The sequence below is a fragment of the Chryseomicrobium excrementi genome (genome assembly GCF_002798305.1).
Classification (GTDB): Bacteria; Bacillota; Bacilli; order Bacillales_A; family Planococcaceae; genus Chryseomicrobium; species Chryseomicrobium excrementi.
This window is the reverse complement of the sequence record NZ_PCGR01000001.1, coordinates 363431-381448: the sequence shown is the minus strand read 5'-3', so window position 1 is coordinate 381448 and position 18018 is coordinate 363431. Positions and strand designations below refer to the sequence as shown.

18 protein-coding genes are annotated in these 18018 nt (G+C 43.4%); 3 read left to right on the top strand and 15 right to left on the bottom strand.

Annotated elements, in window-relative coordinates:
* Positions 1-70: 70 nt before the first annotated feature.
* Both acnA and CQS04_RS01920 read right to left on the bottom strand, forming a co-directional pair.
* A complete protein-coding gene (gene acnA / locus CQS04_RS01925) occupies positions 71-2782 on the bottom strand; it encodes an aconitate hydratase AcnA (RefSeq protein WP_100352517.1) in 2712 nt (903 codons plus the stop codon).
* A 118-nt stretch (positions 2783-2900) separates the two neighbouring features.
* A complete protein-coding gene (locus CQS04_RS01920; protein WP_100352516.1) occupies positions 2901-3392 on the bottom strand; it encodes a DinB family protein in 492 nt (163 codons plus the stop codon).
* A 237-nt stretch (positions 3393-3629) separates the two neighbouring features.
* Here CQS04_RS01920 and CQS04_RS01915 point away from each other — a divergent pair, with 237 nt between their 5' ends.
* Positions 3630-4172, top strand: a complete 543-nt coding sequence (locus CQS04_RS01915) for a cysteine hydrolase family protein (RefSeq protein ID WP_100352515.1) — start codon at positions 3630-3632, stop codon at positions 4170-4172.
* Between the two features lie 91 nt (positions 4173-4263).
* The gene (locus CQS04_RS01910) at positions 4264-4518 is read left to right on the top strand and encodes a GlsB/YeaQ/YmgE family stress response membrane protein (RefSeq protein ID WP_100352514.1); all 255 of its coding nucleotides are present in this window, start codon (positions 4264-4266) and stop codon (positions 4516-4518) included.
* Between the two features lie 37 nt (positions 4519-4555).
* Here CQS04_RS01910 and CQS04_RS01905 read toward each other — a convergent pair whose 3' ends face one another.
* From CQS04_RS01905 to CQS04_RS01885, 5 genes are all read right to left on the bottom strand, one after another.
* Positions 4556-5236, bottom strand: coding sequence for a lytic transglycosylase domain-containing protein (locus tag CQS04_RS01905; RefSeq protein WP_100352513.1), 681 nt, complete (start codon positions 5234-5236; stop codon positions 4556-4558).
* Positions 5237-5314: 78 nt separating this feature from the next.
* On the bottom strand, positions 5315-5893 hold the full coding sequence (locus CQS04_RS01900) for an SCO family protein (RefSeq protein WP_174688378.1): 579 nt from the start codon (positions 5891-5893) through the stop codon (positions 5315-5317).
* 75 nt (positions 5894-5968) lie between these two features.
* Positions 5969-6106, bottom strand: a complete 138-nt coding sequence (locus CQS04_RS01895; protein WP_094941987.1) for a YvrJ family protein — start codon at positions 6104-6106, stop codon at positions 5969-5971.
* A gap of 144 nt (positions 6107-6250) precedes the next feature.
* On the bottom strand, positions 6251-6463 hold the full coding sequence (locus CQS04_RS01890; RefSeq protein WP_100352512.1) for a DUF2922 domain-containing protein: 213 nt from the start codon (positions 6461-6463) through the stop codon (positions 6251-6253).
* 19 nt (positions 6464-6482) lie between these two features.
* Complete coding sequence (locus CQS04_RS01885; protein WP_165767452.1) at positions 6483-6698, bottom strand: DUF1659 domain-containing protein; 216 nt, start codon at positions 6696-6698, stop codon at positions 6483-6485.
* A 105-nt stretch (positions 6699-6803) separates the two neighbouring features.
* On the opposite strand from CQS04_RS01885, the gene CQS04_RS01880 reads away from it, so the two are divergent.
* Positions 6804-7232, top strand: coding sequence for a DUF2621 domain-containing protein (locus CQS04_RS01880; protein ID WP_174688377.1), 429 nt, complete (start codon positions 6804-6806; stop codon positions 7230-7232).
* Between the two features lie 48 nt (positions 7233-7280).
* Here CQS04_RS01880 and CQS04_RS01875 read toward each other — a convergent pair whose 3' ends face one another.
* The 8 genes from CQS04_RS01875 to CQS04_RS01840 form a co-directional block, all read right to left on the bottom strand.
* Positions 7281-7769, bottom strand: coding sequence for a CcdC family protein (locus CQS04_RS01875; RefSeq protein ID WP_100352510.1), 489 nt, complete (start codon positions 7767-7769; stop codon positions 7281-7283).
* The gene (locus tag CQS04_RS01870; protein WP_100352509.1) at positions 7759-8088 is read right to left on the bottom strand and encodes a thioredoxin family protein; all 330 of its coding nucleotides are present in this window, start codon (positions 8086-8088) and stop codon (positions 7759-7761) included. The genes CQS04_RS01875 and CQS04_RS01870 overlap by 11 nt, the downstream gene beginning before the upstream one ends.
* A gap of 12 nt (positions 8089-8100) precedes the next feature.
* Complete coding sequence (locus CQS04_RS01865) at positions 8101-8811, bottom strand: cytochrome c biogenesis CcdA family protein (RefSeq protein WP_100352508.1); 711 nt, start codon at positions 8809-8811, stop codon at positions 8101-8103.
* Positions 8812-8890: 79 nt separating this feature from the next.
* Complete coding sequence (locus tag CQS04_RS01860; protein ID WP_100352507.1) at positions 8891-10678, bottom strand: ABC transporter ATP-binding protein; 1788 nt, start codon at positions 10676-10678, stop codon at positions 8891-8893.
* Entirely contained in the window at positions 10671-12431 is a 1761-nt protein-coding gene (locus CQS04_RS01855; protein WP_100352506.1) for an ABC transporter ATP-binding protein, read from the bottom strand. Before CQS04_RS01855 ends, CQS04_RS01860 begins: the two co-directional genes overlap by 8 nt.
* Before the next feature lie 112 nt (positions 12432-12543).
* Positions 12544-13794, bottom strand: coding sequence for a Y-family DNA polymerase (locus CQS04_RS01850; RefSeq protein ID WP_100352505.1), 1251 nt, complete (start codon positions 13792-13794; stop codon positions 12544-12546).
* 521 nt (positions 13795-14315) lie between these two features.
* A complete protein-coding gene (locus CQS04_RS01845; RefSeq protein ID WP_100352504.1) occupies positions 14316-14909 on the bottom strand; it encodes a hypothetical protein in 594 nt (197 codons plus the stop codon).
* Positions 14910-15025: 116 nt separating this feature from the next.
* Positions 15026-18016 carry a type I restriction endonuclease subunit R gene (locus CQS04_RS01840; RefSeq protein WP_100352503.1) on the bottom strand — a complete coding sequence of 997 codons (2991 nt, stop codon included), beginning with the start codon at positions 18014-18016 and terminating at the stop codon, positions 15026-15028.
* Between the last annotated feature and the right edge of the window lie 2 nt (positions 18017-18018).

The window sequence follows — 18018 nt, the reverse complement described above, 5'->3', positions numbered from 1 at the left end:
CACTTATATCAGGCGATTAAGCACGAAAAAACCCCTCCCCACCAGAGTAGAGAGAGGTCTTATGAGAAGCTTATGCTTCTAACATTTTGTTACGAAGTACCATCTGAAGGATACCACCGTGACGGTAGTAATCTACTTCTACTTCTGAATCGAAGCGAGCAAGTACTTGGAATGTTTTTTCAGAACCGTCTTTAGCTTTTGCAGTAACTGTTAAGATATCACGTGGTTTTACGCCTTCTGCGATATTCACGCTGATCTCTTCAGTTCCAGTCAAGCCAAGTGTGTCTGCGCTCTCGCCTTTCATGAATTGAAGTGGAAGTACACCCATCATGACAAGGTTAGAACGGTGGATACGCTCGTAGCTCTCTGCGATAACTGTTTTGATGCCTAAAAGGTTTGTACCTTTCGCAGCCCAGTCACGTGAAGATCCCATACCGTAATCTTTACCAGCAAGAACGACAAGTCCTGTACCATCTTGTTGGTACTTCATTGCTGCATCATAGATTGCCATGATTTCACCAGTTGGCCAGTAAGTCGTGTAACCGCCCTCTGTACCTGGTGCTACTTGGTTACGGATACGGATGTTTGCAAACGTACCACGCATCATGACTTCGTGGTTCCCACGGCGTGAACCGTAAGAGTTGAAGTCGCGAATCTCTACTCCGTTTTCACGAAGGTAGCGACCTGCTGGTGTATCTTTACCGATCGCTCCAGCTGGAGAGATGTGGTCCGTAGTGATTGAATCGCCAAATTTCGCAACAACGCGAAGACCAGCTAAAGTTTGAATGTCTTGTGGCTCTTTAGATAGACCTTCGAAGAACGGTGGGTTCTGGATGTATGTTGAATTCTCATCGAATGCATACAGGTCATCGTCTGGAGTTTCAATTGCATTCCACTCTTCGTTCTCAGTGAATACGCGAGCGTACTCTTTACGGAACAATTCAGGAGTTACAGTTGAGTGAACTGCTTCTTTTACTTCTTCAGTAGTTGGCCAGATGTCTTTGAAGAATACATCGTTACCGTCTTTGTCTTGACCGATTGGATCATTTTGAAGATCGATATCAACAGTACCTGCAAGTGCATATGCCACAACTAATGGTGGAGAAGCTAAGTAGTTCGCTTTTACTAATGGGTGAACACGGCCTTCAAAGTTACGGTTACCAGACAATACAGATGTCACTAGTAGGTCGTTGTCGATGATGCCTTGCTCGATTTCAGGAAGTAGTGGACCTGAGTTCCCGATACATGTTGTACAGCCGTAACCTACAAGGTTGAACCCGATTTGCTCAAGTGATTCTAACAAGCCAGAATCTTGTAGGTACCCTGTTACAACTTTTGAACCTGGTGCTAATGAGGTCTTCACGTAAGCAGGAGGAGTTAATCCTTTTTCAACTGCTTTTTTCGCAACAAGACCAGCACCAAGCATTACGTATGGGTTAGAAGTGTTCGTACAAGATGTGATCGCTGCGATTGCAACTGCACCTGTAGGAATTGTAACTTCTTTGCCATTAAGCTCGATTGTTGCTGTTTTTGCGAATTCTTTCTTAGACAGACCGAAACCTTGGTTTCCTTGTGGTGCCACAACAGCTTTATTGAATTCTTCTTTCATTGCTGAAAGTGGAATCAAATCTTGTGGACGCTTAGGACCTGAAAGGTTTGGTTCAATAGCAGAAAGATCTAGTTCGATGATGTTTGTATACGTAGGCTCTACTGAATCTGCTGTGAAGAACATATCGTTAGCTTGTAAGTAAGCTTTTACGACTTCGATGTTCTCTTCATCGCGACCTGTTAGACGCATGTAATCTAGTGCCTCTTCATCTACTGGGAAGAAACCACAAGTAGCACCGTACTCAGGTGCCATGTTCGCAATTGTTGCACGGTCAGCAAGTGGAAGTTGAACAACGCCTGGTCCGAAGAACTCAACGAATTTGCCAACTACGCCAGCTTTACGTAAAACTTCAGTTACTTTAAGAGCCAAGTCAGTAGCAGTTGTTCCGTTTGGAAGTTCTCCTACTAGACGCACTCCGATAACTTCTGGAATTGGGAAGTATGAAGGTTGACCAAGCATTCCTGCTTCCGCTTCGATACCACCTACACCCCATCCAAGTACACCGATACCATTGATCATCGTTGTATGAGAATCTGTACCGACTAGTGTGTCTGGGAATGTTTCAAATGTGCCATCTTCGTTCTCAACAGCGTGAACTACGTTCGCTAAGTACTCTAAGTTTACTTGGTGAACGATACCCGTTGCTGGTGGAACTGCACGGTAGTTGTCATACGCCTTTTGAGCCCAGCTAAGGAACTGGTAACGCTCTGCATTGCGCTCAAATTCAAGCTGCATGTTTTGACGAAGCGCATCATTTGTTCCGTATTTGTCAACTTGTACCGAGTGGTCGATAACAAGGTCAACTGGAATCTCAGGGTTGATTTTTGATGGATCTCCACCCATTTTTGCCATTGCTGAACGAAGTGCAGCAAGGTCAACGACTACAGGAACACCTGTAAAGTCTTGTAGGATAACGCGTGACGGCTTGAATGGTACTTCCGCCTCTGGATCGTTTTCTTTGCCCCAGTTTGCTAATTTTTCAACATGGTCGTCCTTGATCACGTAGCCGTCATATTGACGAAGTACAGATTCAAGTAGCACTTTGATAGAATACGGCAAGCGTGAAACGTTTGCGATTCCTGCTTCTTCTAAAGTTTTTAAACGGTAATAGTTATACGTCTTGCCATTTACTTCAAATGAAGCGCGGCTCTGATGTAAATTGCTTTTTGCCATCGTGTTTCCTCCTTTGCATAATGAAAGAGACATATGTCGCTTTTCTCCACTATTAATCTTATAACAGTGAACGTGATAAGTAAATTACATTAAAATTATTAATCTTGATAAGATTTATTTATATCTTTAGTTGACGCAAAATCTCATCTAATTGTTTTAAGTGTCGCTTCTCATGGTACCCTAGGAACACAAACCATTGTCTCAGTGAAAGATAGCCGAAAACTGGATGTTTCATAGCTTTTTCTTTTTTCTCAGTAGGTGTGAATTGTTTATAGAGTTCTAAAACTTGCATCCGTGAATCAAACAATTGCTGATAAATGGCATCCTTTGATTGCGCATCTTCTTGAGGGTCGAGCTGCGCGGGTGCGGAAACCTTTATCCCACGGAGCGTGGTCAATCGGATAGGTTTCTTCAGTACTTTTTTGTCCTCCGTCTTGCCTTCCCTCATCAATCGCGCTACATGAGCGTCCATACGTGCAATGTGTTCTGCCACTTCTCGTGGACTCCAGGTTTTCGGGTCAGGTCTTTCATTAAACATAGCGTCTGGAATCGTATGTAGGGTACGCACCAGTTGGTCACGAATCGAGTTTAAATGCTTTAGAGTATCCATTAGTCGTCTCCTCACAGTGAAAAAGAGTGGAATCTGCTTCCACTCTTTTAGTAAAATTGGATAAAGTCAAAGGTGAGTGTAACAACAAACAAGGTGTGAAGTCCAGCAAACCACATGGCGTGTTTGGTCCAACGTTTGTGTAGTTCATAATCCATCTTGTTGTACCTCCTTTTTTTCTTAGTATACAATTTTTCAGAACATTTGAAAAACATTTTATTCGAGAAAGGATGACGGAGTATGAAGGAAGCTTTACTAGTAGTCGACTATACAGTGGATTTTGTCGCTGATCATGGAGCGCTCACTTGTGGTAAGCCAGGACAGGCAATTGAAGAGAAAATCGTTTCTTTATGTGAAGAGTTCGTCCAACAAAATCAAGTGATTGTTTTCCCTGTAGACCTTCATTATAGAAACGATACGTATCATCCGGAGACCGCACTGTTCCCTCCACACAATATTGAAGGAACACCAGGACGAGATTTGTATGGCGCGCTTGAAGATTTTTACGAGAAACATAAATCCGATATCTATTATATGGACAAACGTCGCTATAGTTCCTTCGCAGGGACGAATTTAGACCAGTATTTACGCGAGCGAGACATTACGACAGTTCATATAACAGGAGTCTGTACAGATATTTGCGTGTTGCATACCGCGGTCGATGCCTACAACCTTGGCTATGACATTGTAATCCATGAAGAAGCTGTGGCATCGTTTGATCCTCAAGGTCACGAATGGGCACTACTCCATTTCAAAAACACCCTTGGCGCAGAAATAAAATAATTTTTTTCGTGAATAGGTTTAAGAATTCTTGTCTAAGGATATTTAAAGAGTGTACTCATACATTAACATTAGACAAGGAGAGTGAAGGAAAATGGGATTCATTTTATACTTAATCATCGGTGGTATCATCGGATGGGTAGCTGGACTTATTTTAGGTAAAGACATTCCTGGCGGTATCATCGGAAACATCATCGCAGGTATCGTAGGTGCTTGGGTTGGGGGCATGTTGTTCTCTGACTTCGGACCATCAATCGCGGGCATGGCAATCGTTCCTGCATTAATCGGTGCTATCATCGTAATCTTCATCGTTTCCTTTATCATGAAAGCTATGCGCAAAGCAGCATAAAAAAATAAGCCTCCTATGGAGGCTTATTTTTTATGCCTTATTCAGGTCGGACCGTCACATTTTCAATATACGTCTCGCGATATAAGTTATAAAAATGGAGGACATCTTCCACATACTCATCCGAACGGTTGTAAAGAAAGATGGCTGCTTCTAACTCCCCTTCTGCCGCTCCGTTCGAGCCGAGATAGTTCGCTGCGCTGTAAACCGCATCTGTTAAACTATACGGATCGGCGATTCCATCTCCGTCCCCGTCTACCCCGTATCCTCCGTACTTGGCAATCACTTCAGGATCCGTCTTCTCTTCTTGTGGAATCTCACCTTGTCCGAGCCCACTGCAGGTCGGATGCGACCAGCCCACAAAAGTACAGGGCATGAACTGCATATGCCCTTCTGCTCCCACTGGCGACACTAAAGGATCCATAGTTGAAAAACGTGTCTCGATCCGGTGATGTGCTGCTAGCAGTTGCCAGGGAACTCCGTATTCTTCCTCGGCTGCCTGATAAACCGCAATATAGTCTTCTGGTATCTCAGGGTCACGGAACTCCACCTTCTTCGCTTCTACAAACTGGCCGATTTCATGGGCCCACGGAATGTTCCGTAGTTCATGCCATCCTATTACGGACAAAAAATACCCGACAATCATAAAAGGAAGAAATAAGCCGACAAACCAAAGCCTACGGCGGATCATTTTTTTGTGATTGAGTTTTTTTGGTTTCATGGAGAATCACCTTCATCTAATGCTTGTCCTATCATACTATAATTTTGATAAAAAAAGAAACTGCCCAAATTGGACAGTTTACTCTTCAGACAGCGCCTTCATGTCCTGTGCAATTTCATCTACAGGAACATCACTGACCCCACTATAGCTTTTCACTACGATTCCTTCTTGATCAACTAGATAAAAACTGCTTCCATGAATGACTTGATCTGAATTGGCGTCATTTTGAACCAGTGCTTTGAACGAATTTTTCGCCAGCTGGCTAATGAATGCTTGGTCATACCCTGTCAAGAGCTCCCATTTTGACTCGTCAGCGAGCTCATACATGCTCAAGTAGTCTGTCAACACTTCAGGGCTATCGACTTCAGGGTCGACACTGAATGCAACGATTTTGTAGTTTTCAACGCCTTGCTCTTCAACAGCTTCTTGAATATCTGTCAAGTTCGCCGTCATAGGCGGACAGATGGTTGCACAGTTTGTAAAGATAAAGGCACTTAGCCATACTGTTCCTTGTAAATCTTCTAATGCAAGTGTCTCACCTCGGTGGGTGGTCGCTGAAAAGGACTCGACTTCCCAATCCGTCTGACGCTCGAAACCGCCGCCGCATCCAGCGAGAATCGTCACGACTGCAAGTAGTGTAAGCAACAACTTTTTCAAATGGATCACTCCTCATCTTACTCCTAATGATAGTCGTTTCAATGAGTGGGTTCAATCCAAATGAACGGCTATTTCTTACACTTTTGTGACAGGAGTGATTGCCACAAGTGCATCACGAATGGCTTCTAAGCGAGATTCGATTCTATGCAGGAGATAGAAGGAAACTACGACCGGAAAGCCAATTTCTTGAATGATTGCGACCCATTGATCCATAAAGACACCTCCTTAAATGTTGATCTTCACCTGAGACACCATTTCCAAGGGGAGAACCTCTGATACCCTGGGAAATGGTATCTCAGGTTCATAAAATCACAGAGATAGTTTAAAAACCTCCCCCACGAGTGGAGGAGGCTCAGATTAGAATAAACTTTGAACGCTTCGGTCGATGATCTGCGCAGAGACGGCTTCTGTAGCCGGCTCCCCTTCTACTGAAAACACTTCTGCAGCAAGGATGGCTTGCATCGCCGTCTGTACTTCTGCCAGTGTCAGATCCGTGCGAGGCTCTTCAACTGCCACCGTGATCTTCTTACCTGCCGTGTTACCGAACTCCAATTGTAACGTTTTCGCCATTGTCAGGTCCTCCTAGTCATTAGATGATTTCGTCTACTTCTTGCTTTTCTGCTGACAGCAATTCTTTTGCTGAAAGGCTGCCGAGTTGAACAGCCACTTGGTACATTGCATCCGCTGAACTGGTCGGTTCAATGTGGATGTACGACTTTGAGTGACGCTTCGGTTTGTTGTCTGCTGTCATACCGTCATCATAGACGAGACGCAGAACCGAACTTTTTAAAATGTAGTTGGCCATGTTGTTCACCTCCTTCATCCTCTATATAGAAGAGTTCAAAGAAAAGGGATACGATGGATGAATTTTTATCTAGAACCTTGTATACTTAAGGCGAGGTGAACGATTGTGTTAGATGGTTGGTTTCTTTGGTTTATACTGTTTTGGGTTGTCGTGTTGATTTCCTTGATGGCCATTGGCGGATTTTTTATGTTCCGAAAGTTTTTAAAAGCCCTTCCTAAAGAAGACGGTAAGTCCGATCTTGACTGGGAATCGTATTATGTAGATAAGACCATCCATTTGTGGTCAGATGAACAAAAAGCATTATTAAATGAACTTGTGGCACCTGTGCCAGAATTGTTCCGTCCGGTCGCCAAACAAAAGATTGCTGGTCGTATTGGACAATTGGCGCTTGAAGAAGATGCAAAGGCCATCACACAAGAACTGCTGATTCGTGGCTATATTCTAGCTACACCAAAACGAGATCATAAGTTTCTTCGCAAAAAGATGGCAGAACTGCAGATTGACCTCAGTCCTTATGAAGTCTATTTCCATTAAAAAATACCGTACCTATTTTGGAGTGTTTCCAAAAAAGGTACGGTATTTTTAGTTGCTTTGAAGTTTTAGCTTTTTAAATTTTGTATACATGGCAAGACGCCATGGCACAATCATACCAAAGGCAAGTAGCCAGAACATGCCGCTGAGTTCCCCAACATCGATTTCACTGCTCAAGAGCAACTTCATGACGATACGGACAGCTAGCAGCCCAAAAAGTATAAAGACAAATGCTTTTGATGGCTTTAAGAAGATGTCTCCTTCTCGTCGCTCGAAATTAGAGGTCTTGATCAGCAAAATGGAAAAGACCATGCCTACTGCTACCGCTTCGAGCACGTGAATCCAAGGAACTCGGAAGAACGGAAATACGAACATCAACGCTCCTGTAGACATAAAGAGTGGTGGCAATAAAATCTTCTTGGCACTGGCTGGTTTTTTGGCTGCACGACTTCTCACGATGGTAAGAACGGTACCCATGACGACCGCTGTCACGATCGAAAGTGTGACTAACAGTTCTTGCGGAATCCACTCAAAGAACATCGTCTGTCACCTCTTGCAATTGGTCTAGTCGGAAAATCAATTCTTGCATCGGCACAAATCGTGCAAAGCGTTGACTTTCTCTCGCATGGTGCCACAAGAGAACAACTGGAGCTGTATAAAGCCCAAGTTGACCCGCTACTTCTGGCAAATCTGCGATATTTACTTTATAAAACGGAATGTTATAGTTTGCTTCGATTGCTTCCACTTGTGGTAGCAGCCCTTCACAGACTGAGCAACCAGTGGTCTTAACGAATAGCAATCCCACAGGTTGCTGTTCACGGACTGTCTGCCACTGTTCAAATGTATGAATGTCTTTCATAGGTTCACGTCCTTAAAAACCGGTGAAGTCCCCAAAAATCGGACTCAAGATCCGGATAATCCATGTCAGGCCATCAAAGAACAAGATGACCCCTAACACAATCATAATATATCCGCCGATTTTCATAAACTTTTCACTATGCTTCTTCATCCACTGAGTCCGTGTGACGAAGAACGACAATAAGAAGAATGGAATAGCAAATCCAAGAACGTAAGCGACCATATACCAAATTCCTTGGTCAGGGTTCTGTCCTGCCATTACAAGTACTGCGGCAAGGATAGGTCCTGTACACGGCTGCCATCCTGCAGCAAACGCCATCCCAATCAAGCTACTGCCAAGATAACCGGAAGGACGATTTTTGAATTGTAATCGTTTTTCAGACATCAAGAAGTCCGGTTTGAACACACCAACGACTAGTAGACCAAAAATTACGATTAAAATAGCCCCAACTTGACGAATCAGATCACCATATTGAATGAAGAAAGTGCCGAGCCACGACGTAGCAAAGCCGAGTGCCAAAAAGATTACGGAGAATCCAAGTAAGAAAAATAACGTATGAAACATGCCTCTGCGCTGCATTTGTTTCCGATCGGTCTTCAATTCTTCAATCGTCATGCCTGTGATATAAGAAAGGAAAGCCGGATACAGCGGTAATGTACACGGGGAAATAAAGCTTAAGAACCCTGCGCCAAAAGCAAGCCAGATGCTAACATCGGTTGCCAACAAAATCACCCTTTCAGCTGAACTGTCTCCATCGTATCAGACTTTCCTAGAAATCACCTATCACTTGCTTATGACAGTTTTATGACATTTGTTCTTCCACGATGCCATTTTGCAGTTGATACATTTTATGATACAGCCCTTTTTGACGGATCAATTCCTGGTGCGTACCACGTTCAACGATCTCACCTTGGTGAAGTACCAGGATCAGTTCCGCATCTTGGATGGTACTGAGTCGGTGTGCAATGGCAATCGTCGTCCGTCCTTTTCGCATCTTCTCAAGGCTCGTTTGGATGGCCACTTCCGTCTCCGTATCAATATTTGCAGTTGCTTCATCGAGAATTAAAATCTTTGGATCCGTTGCCATCGTGCGAGCAAATGCTACAAGCTGACGCTGTCCACTGGAGAAGGTCGAGCCGCGTTCTGTCACTTTCTGCTGATAGCGCTCCGGTAATTTTTCAATAAAGTTGTCTGCCTGCACAAACTCAGCAGCCGCACGGACTTGTGCACTCGTCATCTCCTTATCATGGAGACGAATATTGCTCTCTATATCTCCGTAGAACAAGAAAGGATCTTGTAGTACAAGGCCCATCTTTTTCCGTAACTCGTTCATCGGAAAGTCTTTTAATGAATGTCCGTCGATAAGTATGTCTCCGTTGTTGTATTCATAAAAACGCATGAGTAAGTTGATGATTGAGCTCTTCCCGCTTCCAGTATGTCCGACAAGGGCTACGGTTTGTCCTGGCTCTGCCGTAAAGGAAATATTTTTCAGTACGTCTTGACGTCCGTCATAGGAGAACGTTAAGTTACGGAATTCAATCTTGCCTTGTTCAATCTTCGCATTTGGTTGGTCGTTCTGTGCCGGTGCCATGTCTTTCTCATCCATCAATGTAAATACCCGAGAAGCAGCAACGATGGCTTGTTGGAAGATGGAAAGGCGCTGCATCACTTGGTTGATTGGTTCAAAGAAGCGGTCGATATAGGTTACGAATACATAGATGACCCCAACTTCTACTGGGTTTGAAAACGACGTGACACCAAAATAGCTAAGTACAAGAATGATAGCGAGTGCGTACACTAGATCAATAGCAGGACGCAAAAGCAAACTATCGAGTTTAATATTGCGTCGTCCTGCCTTGAAGTGTTTGTCATTGATCTCACTAAACTCATCGCGTAATCGCTTTTCTTGTCGGAATGCTTGAATCATTCCCATGCCGGCAAGAGACTCGGCAAGCTTGGCATTTAGCTGTGACAGCCGCTCACGCAAATCTTGATACACGACCGAACTATGTTTTCGGTACGTATAAATGATGAACCCTAATATCGGAAGTAACAGTGTCGCTATTAGAGCAAGTTGCGGATTGATCAGGAACATCGCAATATAAACCCCGATGACCAAGAACCCTGACTGCACAAATCCGACCAGTACGCTGACAAACATGTCTTTGATCGCTTCTGTGTCATTTGTGACGCGTGATACGATGCTTCCTGCTGGTGTCCGGTCAAAATAGCGCATGCCAAGACCCTGCACCTTTGTGAAGACATCGATGCGCATCGTTTGAATAATTTTTAGCGCAAGCTTTTGGAACGTCATGAGCTGAAAATAGCTGATGATTACATTACTGACTTGGATGAAAATATAGGCTGCTGCAAGAGCGATGATCGCAGACTGCGGGAAATATCCAAGTGTTAAATAATCATCGATATAGATTTTAATTAAATACGGTCCGACGAGATCACCGATGACGGTTAAGGTCAGCAATACAAGGGCGATGATCATCATTTTTTTATGCGGGATCAAATAGCGTAGCAACCGTTTTAAAACCTGCCACTGCATCTTACCCGTTAGTTTTGGCATTTTGTCATCCATTGTGATCGCCTCCTTGCTCAACGAGAGACTCGAGCTGCTGGAGCTGATACATCTCGTAATACGTACCTTCAAGAGCCATAAGCTCGTCGTGGGTGCCTTTTTCTTTGATGGTTCCATTCTCCATCACAATGATTTGGTGCGCATGTTGAATGGCACTTAGTCGGTGAGACGTGATGATGGTCGTCTCATCACTTCGTTCTGCTTTCAACGCTTCTAGAATCGCTTCCTCCGTCTTCGCATCGACAGCAGATAAGGAGTCATCGAGAATCAGTAGTTCCGGCTGCATCATCAGAGCACGTGCAATGGAAATGCGTTGCTTCTGTCCACCTGAAAGAGAGACTCCTCGCTCTCCGACGATTGTATTATAGCCTTCTGTGAAGCGTGTGATGTCATCATGAATCGCAGCAAGCTTCGTTGCTCGTTCAATTTCTTCTTGGGTCGCCTTTACATTCGTAAAAGCTACATTGAGACCTATCGTTGTAGAGAACAAGAAATGATCTTGTGGGACATATCCGATAGCTTCGAGCAGACTTTCTTTCTTATAATCGCGAATGTCATGTTGACCATACGTGATGTGGCCTTCGTACCCTTCAAATTCACGCAGTAGCAGTTTTAATATCGCCGTTTTCCCTGAACCTGTACGACCGACGATTCCCAGAGTCTGTCCGCGGTCAAGTGTGAAGTGGACATTTTGTAACGCCTTCCGCTCGTCTCCTGGGAAAGAGAAGGAATCAATCGCAAATGTTACTTTTCCTTCAGGCTTCATTTCAAGTGCACCGACACGATCGTCAATGTCTACTGGTTCAGAAAGCAACTGTTGAATGCGGTCATACGAAGCACGACCCCGCTCCACGATATTGAACAACCAGCCAAATGCAAGCATCGGCCAAACAAGAAGTCCTAAATACGTATTAAATGCGACGAGGTCTCCAATCGTCATCTCTTCGGACAAAATAAACTGCGTTCCAAAACTGATGGCCAAGAAGAAGCAGGCGCCGACAATCAGTGAAATCGTCGGGTCGAACAACGAATCAACCTTCGCAACGTGAACATTTTTGTCAACGACGTCTTGAGAGAGACGTTTGAAATCTTCCGTATCTTCTTGTTCTTGACCAAACGTTTTGATGACTTTGATGCCGCTGATACTTTCTTGCGACTTATCGTTCAAGTCAGAGAACGCTTCCTGAGCGAAACGAAAACGTTTATGAAGCAAGCGTCCGTAATAGCTCGTCGACAACACCATAAGTGGCATCGGTAACAGCGCAATCAATGTCAGTTTCCAGTTGATGGTGATAGCCATTGCGGCAATAACAAATCCACCAGTGGCTAGTGAATCCACAAGAGTCAATACACCCGCTCCTGCTGTTTGCTGAACGGCGGATAAATCGTTCGTCGCGTGTGCCATCAAGTCTCCGACACGGCGTTTTTGATAAAATGCTGGGGACATGCGACTGAAATGTGTAAACAAGGTTTGGCGCATGCGTCTAGCAAGTAAGATGGCCGATCCGAAAATCATCATTCGCCAGTAGTAGCGAAGAATGTACATCAGAACGGCTGCGCCTGCAAGTAGCCCGAGCCACTGCAAAAGTAGTTCTGGTGTGAGTCGTTCTTCGTTGATGGCATCGACGACTTCCCCAATAATCCGAGGAGAAATAATGGATAAGAATGCCACAAATAAGAGCATGACAATGCCGAGGCCGTAGTGCCATTTTCTCTCTTTAAAGAACCAGGCAAGGTCTAAAAATACCTTCATGTGTTGTTCCCCTTTTCTCGTCCAATTTCAAAACCTTATTTAGTTTAGCAAATGTTCACACATTTCGGAAGACGAACCACTAAAATAATTTCGAAAACTGAAATATCTATACTTACATTTTTTTGTGTCCTCCTAGAAGTGTAGCTCTGTAACGTGCCGTGCCATCCGCTGTGTAAGATACCGCCCGGAGTACAGCAGTCGATCCGTATTTACGTCGCAAGGCATCAATGGTTTTTCCAAGCCGTTGTTCGCGGACCTGTTGCTGATGTTGGAACAAATTGAGCTGCATGGATGTGTCTTCTTCAAGATTACTGACCGAGAGCGCTATGCGGCGCACGGGACTGCCATCATAAAAAGTATCCATCAATCGGTCAAAGGCTGCATAGAGGACCGATGTGCGGTTTGTCGCTTCTTCTATAGAAAGAGACCGGCTAAACCCGCCGAACTTGCTATAGCCAATGCTCATGTGCATCGTTCTACCGACTTTTCCAGCCTCTCTAAGACGTCTCGCAACATCTTCTGTCATCTCCAGGACGACTGCCATGGTTTCTTTTTTCGAGTTGTAGTCCCGGAACAAAATCTGGCCTTTGCCATAGCTCACCTGTCCTTCCATGATAGGTGCACCGACTTCCGAAAGGTCGATTCCCCAAGCGTGATGGTAGAGCTGATTGCCCATCACACCAAATTTTTTCTCGAGCTGTTCTAAGGGTGTATGCGCAAGGTCTCCTACTGAAAAAATCCCCATCGCATGAAGCGTCGCTTCTAAACGGGTTCCAATCCCCCATACTTCTCTCAGTGGCGAAACGGGCCAGAGCTTGTCCGGTACATCTTCATAGGTCCATTCTGCAATCCCTTTTTTCTTCGCTTCTAAATCAAGCGCAAGCTTCGATAGCAACATGTTCGGCCCGATCCCGATACTACACGGAACTTGAAATTGACGTTTTAAGTCGCGTTGAATTTTACGGGCAATGGTCCATGGGTCTCCCCAAAGAATTTCCGTTCCTTTTAAATCAATGAAGCTTTCATCGATGCTGTAGACATGGATGGATTCCATTGGGACAAGTTGATTGAGATAGCGTGTGATCTCTGCTGAGATTTTGACATACAGCTCCATCTGTGGCTGGATGATGCGGATGTCGGGGTGGTTGGGGATTTCAAACAAGCGTGTCCCGGTCTTGACGCCGAAACGCTTTTTCATGGACGGAGAAGCAGCGAGTACAACACTTCCCTTCTGTTCTAAGTTGCCGACGATGGCAATGGCCTCTTTTTGGATGTCCAGGCCGTGGACAGCTGCAGAACAACTTGCAAAGAAGCTTTGCATGTCGATGCAAAGGATCGTGCGCGGTTCAAGAAGTTCATACATAGGGATTCCGCCTTTCTTTAGTTTTGTTTAGTATACACCGAACGCTTGTTCTTAATCTAGTGGAGAGTCAGTTTTGTAGAGGATTTTTTACGGGTTTTATACTAGTCAAGAAAAGAAGATCCCGTATGACTTATACTTGGATAGATGTTCAATCCACAGCCTAAGGTTTGATTTTTTTAAAAGAAGTAAGAACCAGTAGTGGCCGATTCGCTTTTTAAGCGAATCGGCCACTACTCTTCTTCATTCTCTGTAAAATCAACCTCTGCCAACAGACAAAACCTCTGACCAAACTTCTTTTTTGAAAGCAGTCGTGGAAAATCAAAGTCCTGGCGTCGGCTCTGCCTCTATCTCACATAACGTAATCTTCAAGCATTCTCTCTACAACGGTTTTGGGGCGGGCTGTACTGGGGCAAGGCCCGATTAATAGAGCTAAAACTCACCGTCTAGGAAAGCAAGTTAAGAAACACAAACAAGTAATAATCAAAATTGTCTTGGCACGGGTATTAAACAATAATTCAGGATTATTCAGGATTGTATTCTGTTATAGCCACAAATTCTCCAACTTCAGGATGATCAGAAGATGCTGAAGGAAACATTAAGAGTGTATTAAAATAAATTCCTGTCTCGAGATTTCCAGAATAAGCAGCTATATAATGACGTGCTTGCCATAGATTTTCGCTTTCTGTTAATGTTCGCTCTAAAGATAAATCACCATATTGTTTATAGGCTAGTTCCAATGCATCGCGATTATCGAAAATTTCGATTGAAATTTTTTCACCTTTTTCGCGAACCAATTCATCAACTATGTATTTCACATCATCCATAAATACAGCAGAATTTAAATCTACTGATTCTAATAATACATAATAGGATGTTCCACCGTCGTACCTTTTTACAATAGAATAAATAATTTCATAGTTTAGTTTTGAGGTATTGCCCGACTGGTTCTCAGTATTAAATACGGTAGCCTCCGCTTGCTCTTGCGAAACCTCAGAAGATGCTATGCCATCTAATAAGCTTTCAGTTGTACTAAAAAAATCATTATTAAGATTTAAACCAACAAATATTCCAAGAGCAATAACAAACAATAAAATAGATGGGTTAAATTTCTTCAATTACATCACCTGCTTTTTCCCTTATTATACCATTATTTAAAAAGGTAAATACTGCTACTTGTAAAATGTAATAAAAAAAGTCCCTTAAACTTATATGTTCAAGGGCACGGCTAAAATTACTGATTCACTTCTCCATAAATCTCATTCATCATATCCTCCATGATATAAGCTTTAAATTCTGGATTCTCAAGAATTTTCATGAAGAAGTCTTGGTTGGTGTTCATACGATCAATAACAAAGTCCATAAAGGTCCGCTCAAACGCGAATTTGAAGTTTTCTTTTGTGTTGTTTTGAGCTTTTTGACGGATATCGTCGCTGTTTAGGATGTCTTCTTTTACTTGTTCACGAGATAGGTAGTCGGTTTCTGTGAACTCGGTGCCGAAGCGATCGTTAAGCTTGTCGAGGATAGAAGAGAGACGGACTTTTTCGTCTTCTACTGCCCCACCTGCGCCGTGTTTTTGTGGGTCAAGTTCAGAGCCACCGGTTTTTTCGAGTTCGATGCTGCCTTCAAATACTTTTTGATTGCGGTAGTATTCGAGTGCGACGTCGTCAGCGAGATAGATATCTTTATCTACAGAACTTCTTGGCAGTTTACGCAGCAAATAGTTTAAATAGATATAGTGCTTATGAAGGCCTAAATCAATAAACGTCACGACTTGAAGAACAAAGCTATATGTGCGCGTGAATTTCAAAGCCACGTCTTTAAATGCAATTTGATCTTCTTCAGGAAGACGTTTGAATCGTTCAACGCCTTGATCAATGACCGCGTTTAAAGTTTGTTGAGCTTTGACAGACTTTTGCGGTCCACCAGCAACTTCAAGCTCATTTACCGCTTGCACTTCTTCGGGTATGAAAAGCTGATAGTTTTCAATCTCTGATTGCATATCATATAAAATGTTCGGATCTGTTACTTCCGATAAGCTTGTTGATTCATAATACGGCTGGAATGACGCTTTGATTTCATCTGGATCGTTTACAAAGTCGAGAACAAACGTATCTTCTTTTCCTGGACACGTGCGGTTGAGTCGAGATAAAGTTTGCACGGCCTTAATACCGCTAAGTGGTTTATCGACGTACATCGTATGAAGAAGTGGCTCATCAAATCCTGTTTGATATTTTTCAGCCACAAGCAGTACTTTGAACTCATCAGAATTAAATTTCGTCGGCAACTCTTTATCCGAGAAGTTGTTCATCCCTGATTCGGTATACGGAATGTTTCCGTCATTTACGGTTCCAGAGAAAGCGACAACTGTTTTTAAATCAGTATAGCCCATGGCTTCGATATACTTATCGAAAGCGATTTTATAACGCACGGCGTGAAGGCGACTAGCTGTGACGACCATGGCTTTCGCACGGCCACCAATTTTACGCTGCACAAAATTGCGGTAGTGTTCAACGATGATTTCCGTCTTTTGAGCGATGCTATGCGGATGTAAGGATACATACTGCGCAAGTTTCTTCGTTGCTTGTTTTTGCGAGACTTCTGGATCGTCATCAACTGTTTTCGCGATTTTCCAAAACGTTTGGTACGTTGTGTAGTTTTCAAGCACGTCTAAAATAAAGCCTTCTTCTATGGCTTGACGCATTGTGTATTCATGAAAGGCTTGAGGCTTACCATCGGGACTCAGTGTACCGAATTTCTCAAGTGTCTTTGGTTTCGGAGTCGCTGTAAATGCGAAGAACGAGACATTATCTTGTTTTCCGCTCTTTAAAATAGCTTCTACAATCTTTTCATCCGTATCATCTAAGTTTTCTTCAGCAATACGGTCTTCTTTGTAGGCGGCTTCTAATGTTTTATCGGATAATGCATTGGTCAAAGCAGTGGATGCTTTCCCACCTTGTGACGAATGAGCTTCATCTATGATGACGGCATATTTTTTCCGCTCAAGTCCCGCAACTTTTTCTAAAATAAACGGGAACTTTTGAAGTGTAGTGATGATAATACGCGTTTCATTGTTAATAGCACGAGCCAATTGGTCAGAGTCTTCATTGATACGCTCGACCATACCTGCTTTGTGCTCAAGTTGATAAACGGCATCTTGAAGTTGCTTATCAAGAACGCGTCGATCCGTGATGACGATGACACTGCTAAATACTGCTTCGTTGTCTTCGTTATGAAGCTTCGCCAAGCGATGCGATAGCCACGAAATTGAGTTTGTCTTCCCAGACCCTGCGGAGTGTTGAATCAAATAATTCACACCAACAGACTTCTGTTTGACATCATGCTCTAACTTCCTCACTACATCTAATTGATGATAACGTGGAAAAATCAGCATTTCTCTTGTATGTAGAAGCTTGCCGTCCGAATCTAAAATGTCGTCTTTTTTCACAAAGACAAAGCGGAATAAAATATCGAGTAAACTATCAGGAGTTAAAATCGTATCCCATAAATAATGAGTCCGGTATGTGTTTTCATAAGTAAGCGGATTCCCTTTCCCGCCTTGGTTCCCTTGATTAAAAGGTAAGAAGTATGTCTTGTCTTTTGCTAGTCTCGTCGTCATAAATACTTCATCGGTATCCACAGCGAAATAAACCGCTACGCGTTCATTGAATCTAAACAGCGGTTCATTTGGATTGCGGTCAAACTTTAGCTGCTTCATTGCGTGTTCTACCGTTTGGTTCGTGAACTGATTTTTCAGCTCCATCACCACTACTGGTAACCCATTAAGTAGAAGCACTATATCTAAACTGTTAGTGTGTTTGTCACTATAGAACATTTGTCGCGATACTCGAAAACGGTTCATCTGATAAAGTTCGTTCAGCATTTGGTTCATATCCGTAGGTGGCTTGTTATATGCAAGACGAAGCGTCACTCCTCGATCTTGAACACCTTTACGTAAACATTCGACTAACCCACGATTATGAAGTTGATCTTTGATACGTTTTAGCACATGCTGCTGATAGTCCGCGCCGTAACTCTTTTCCAAAATACGCATGGATTTAGCTTGAGTTTGCTCTAGAAACTGAAACAGTTCTTCTACGTCAAGTGCATGTTCTTTGAACAAGCTACTTGCCTTGCCTTCGAGCTTTCGCTTATCGTACCCCACTTCACAAAGTGCCTTTTCAATATTCTCTTCAAATCCTTTTTCAGACGAGTCAATTGCCATAT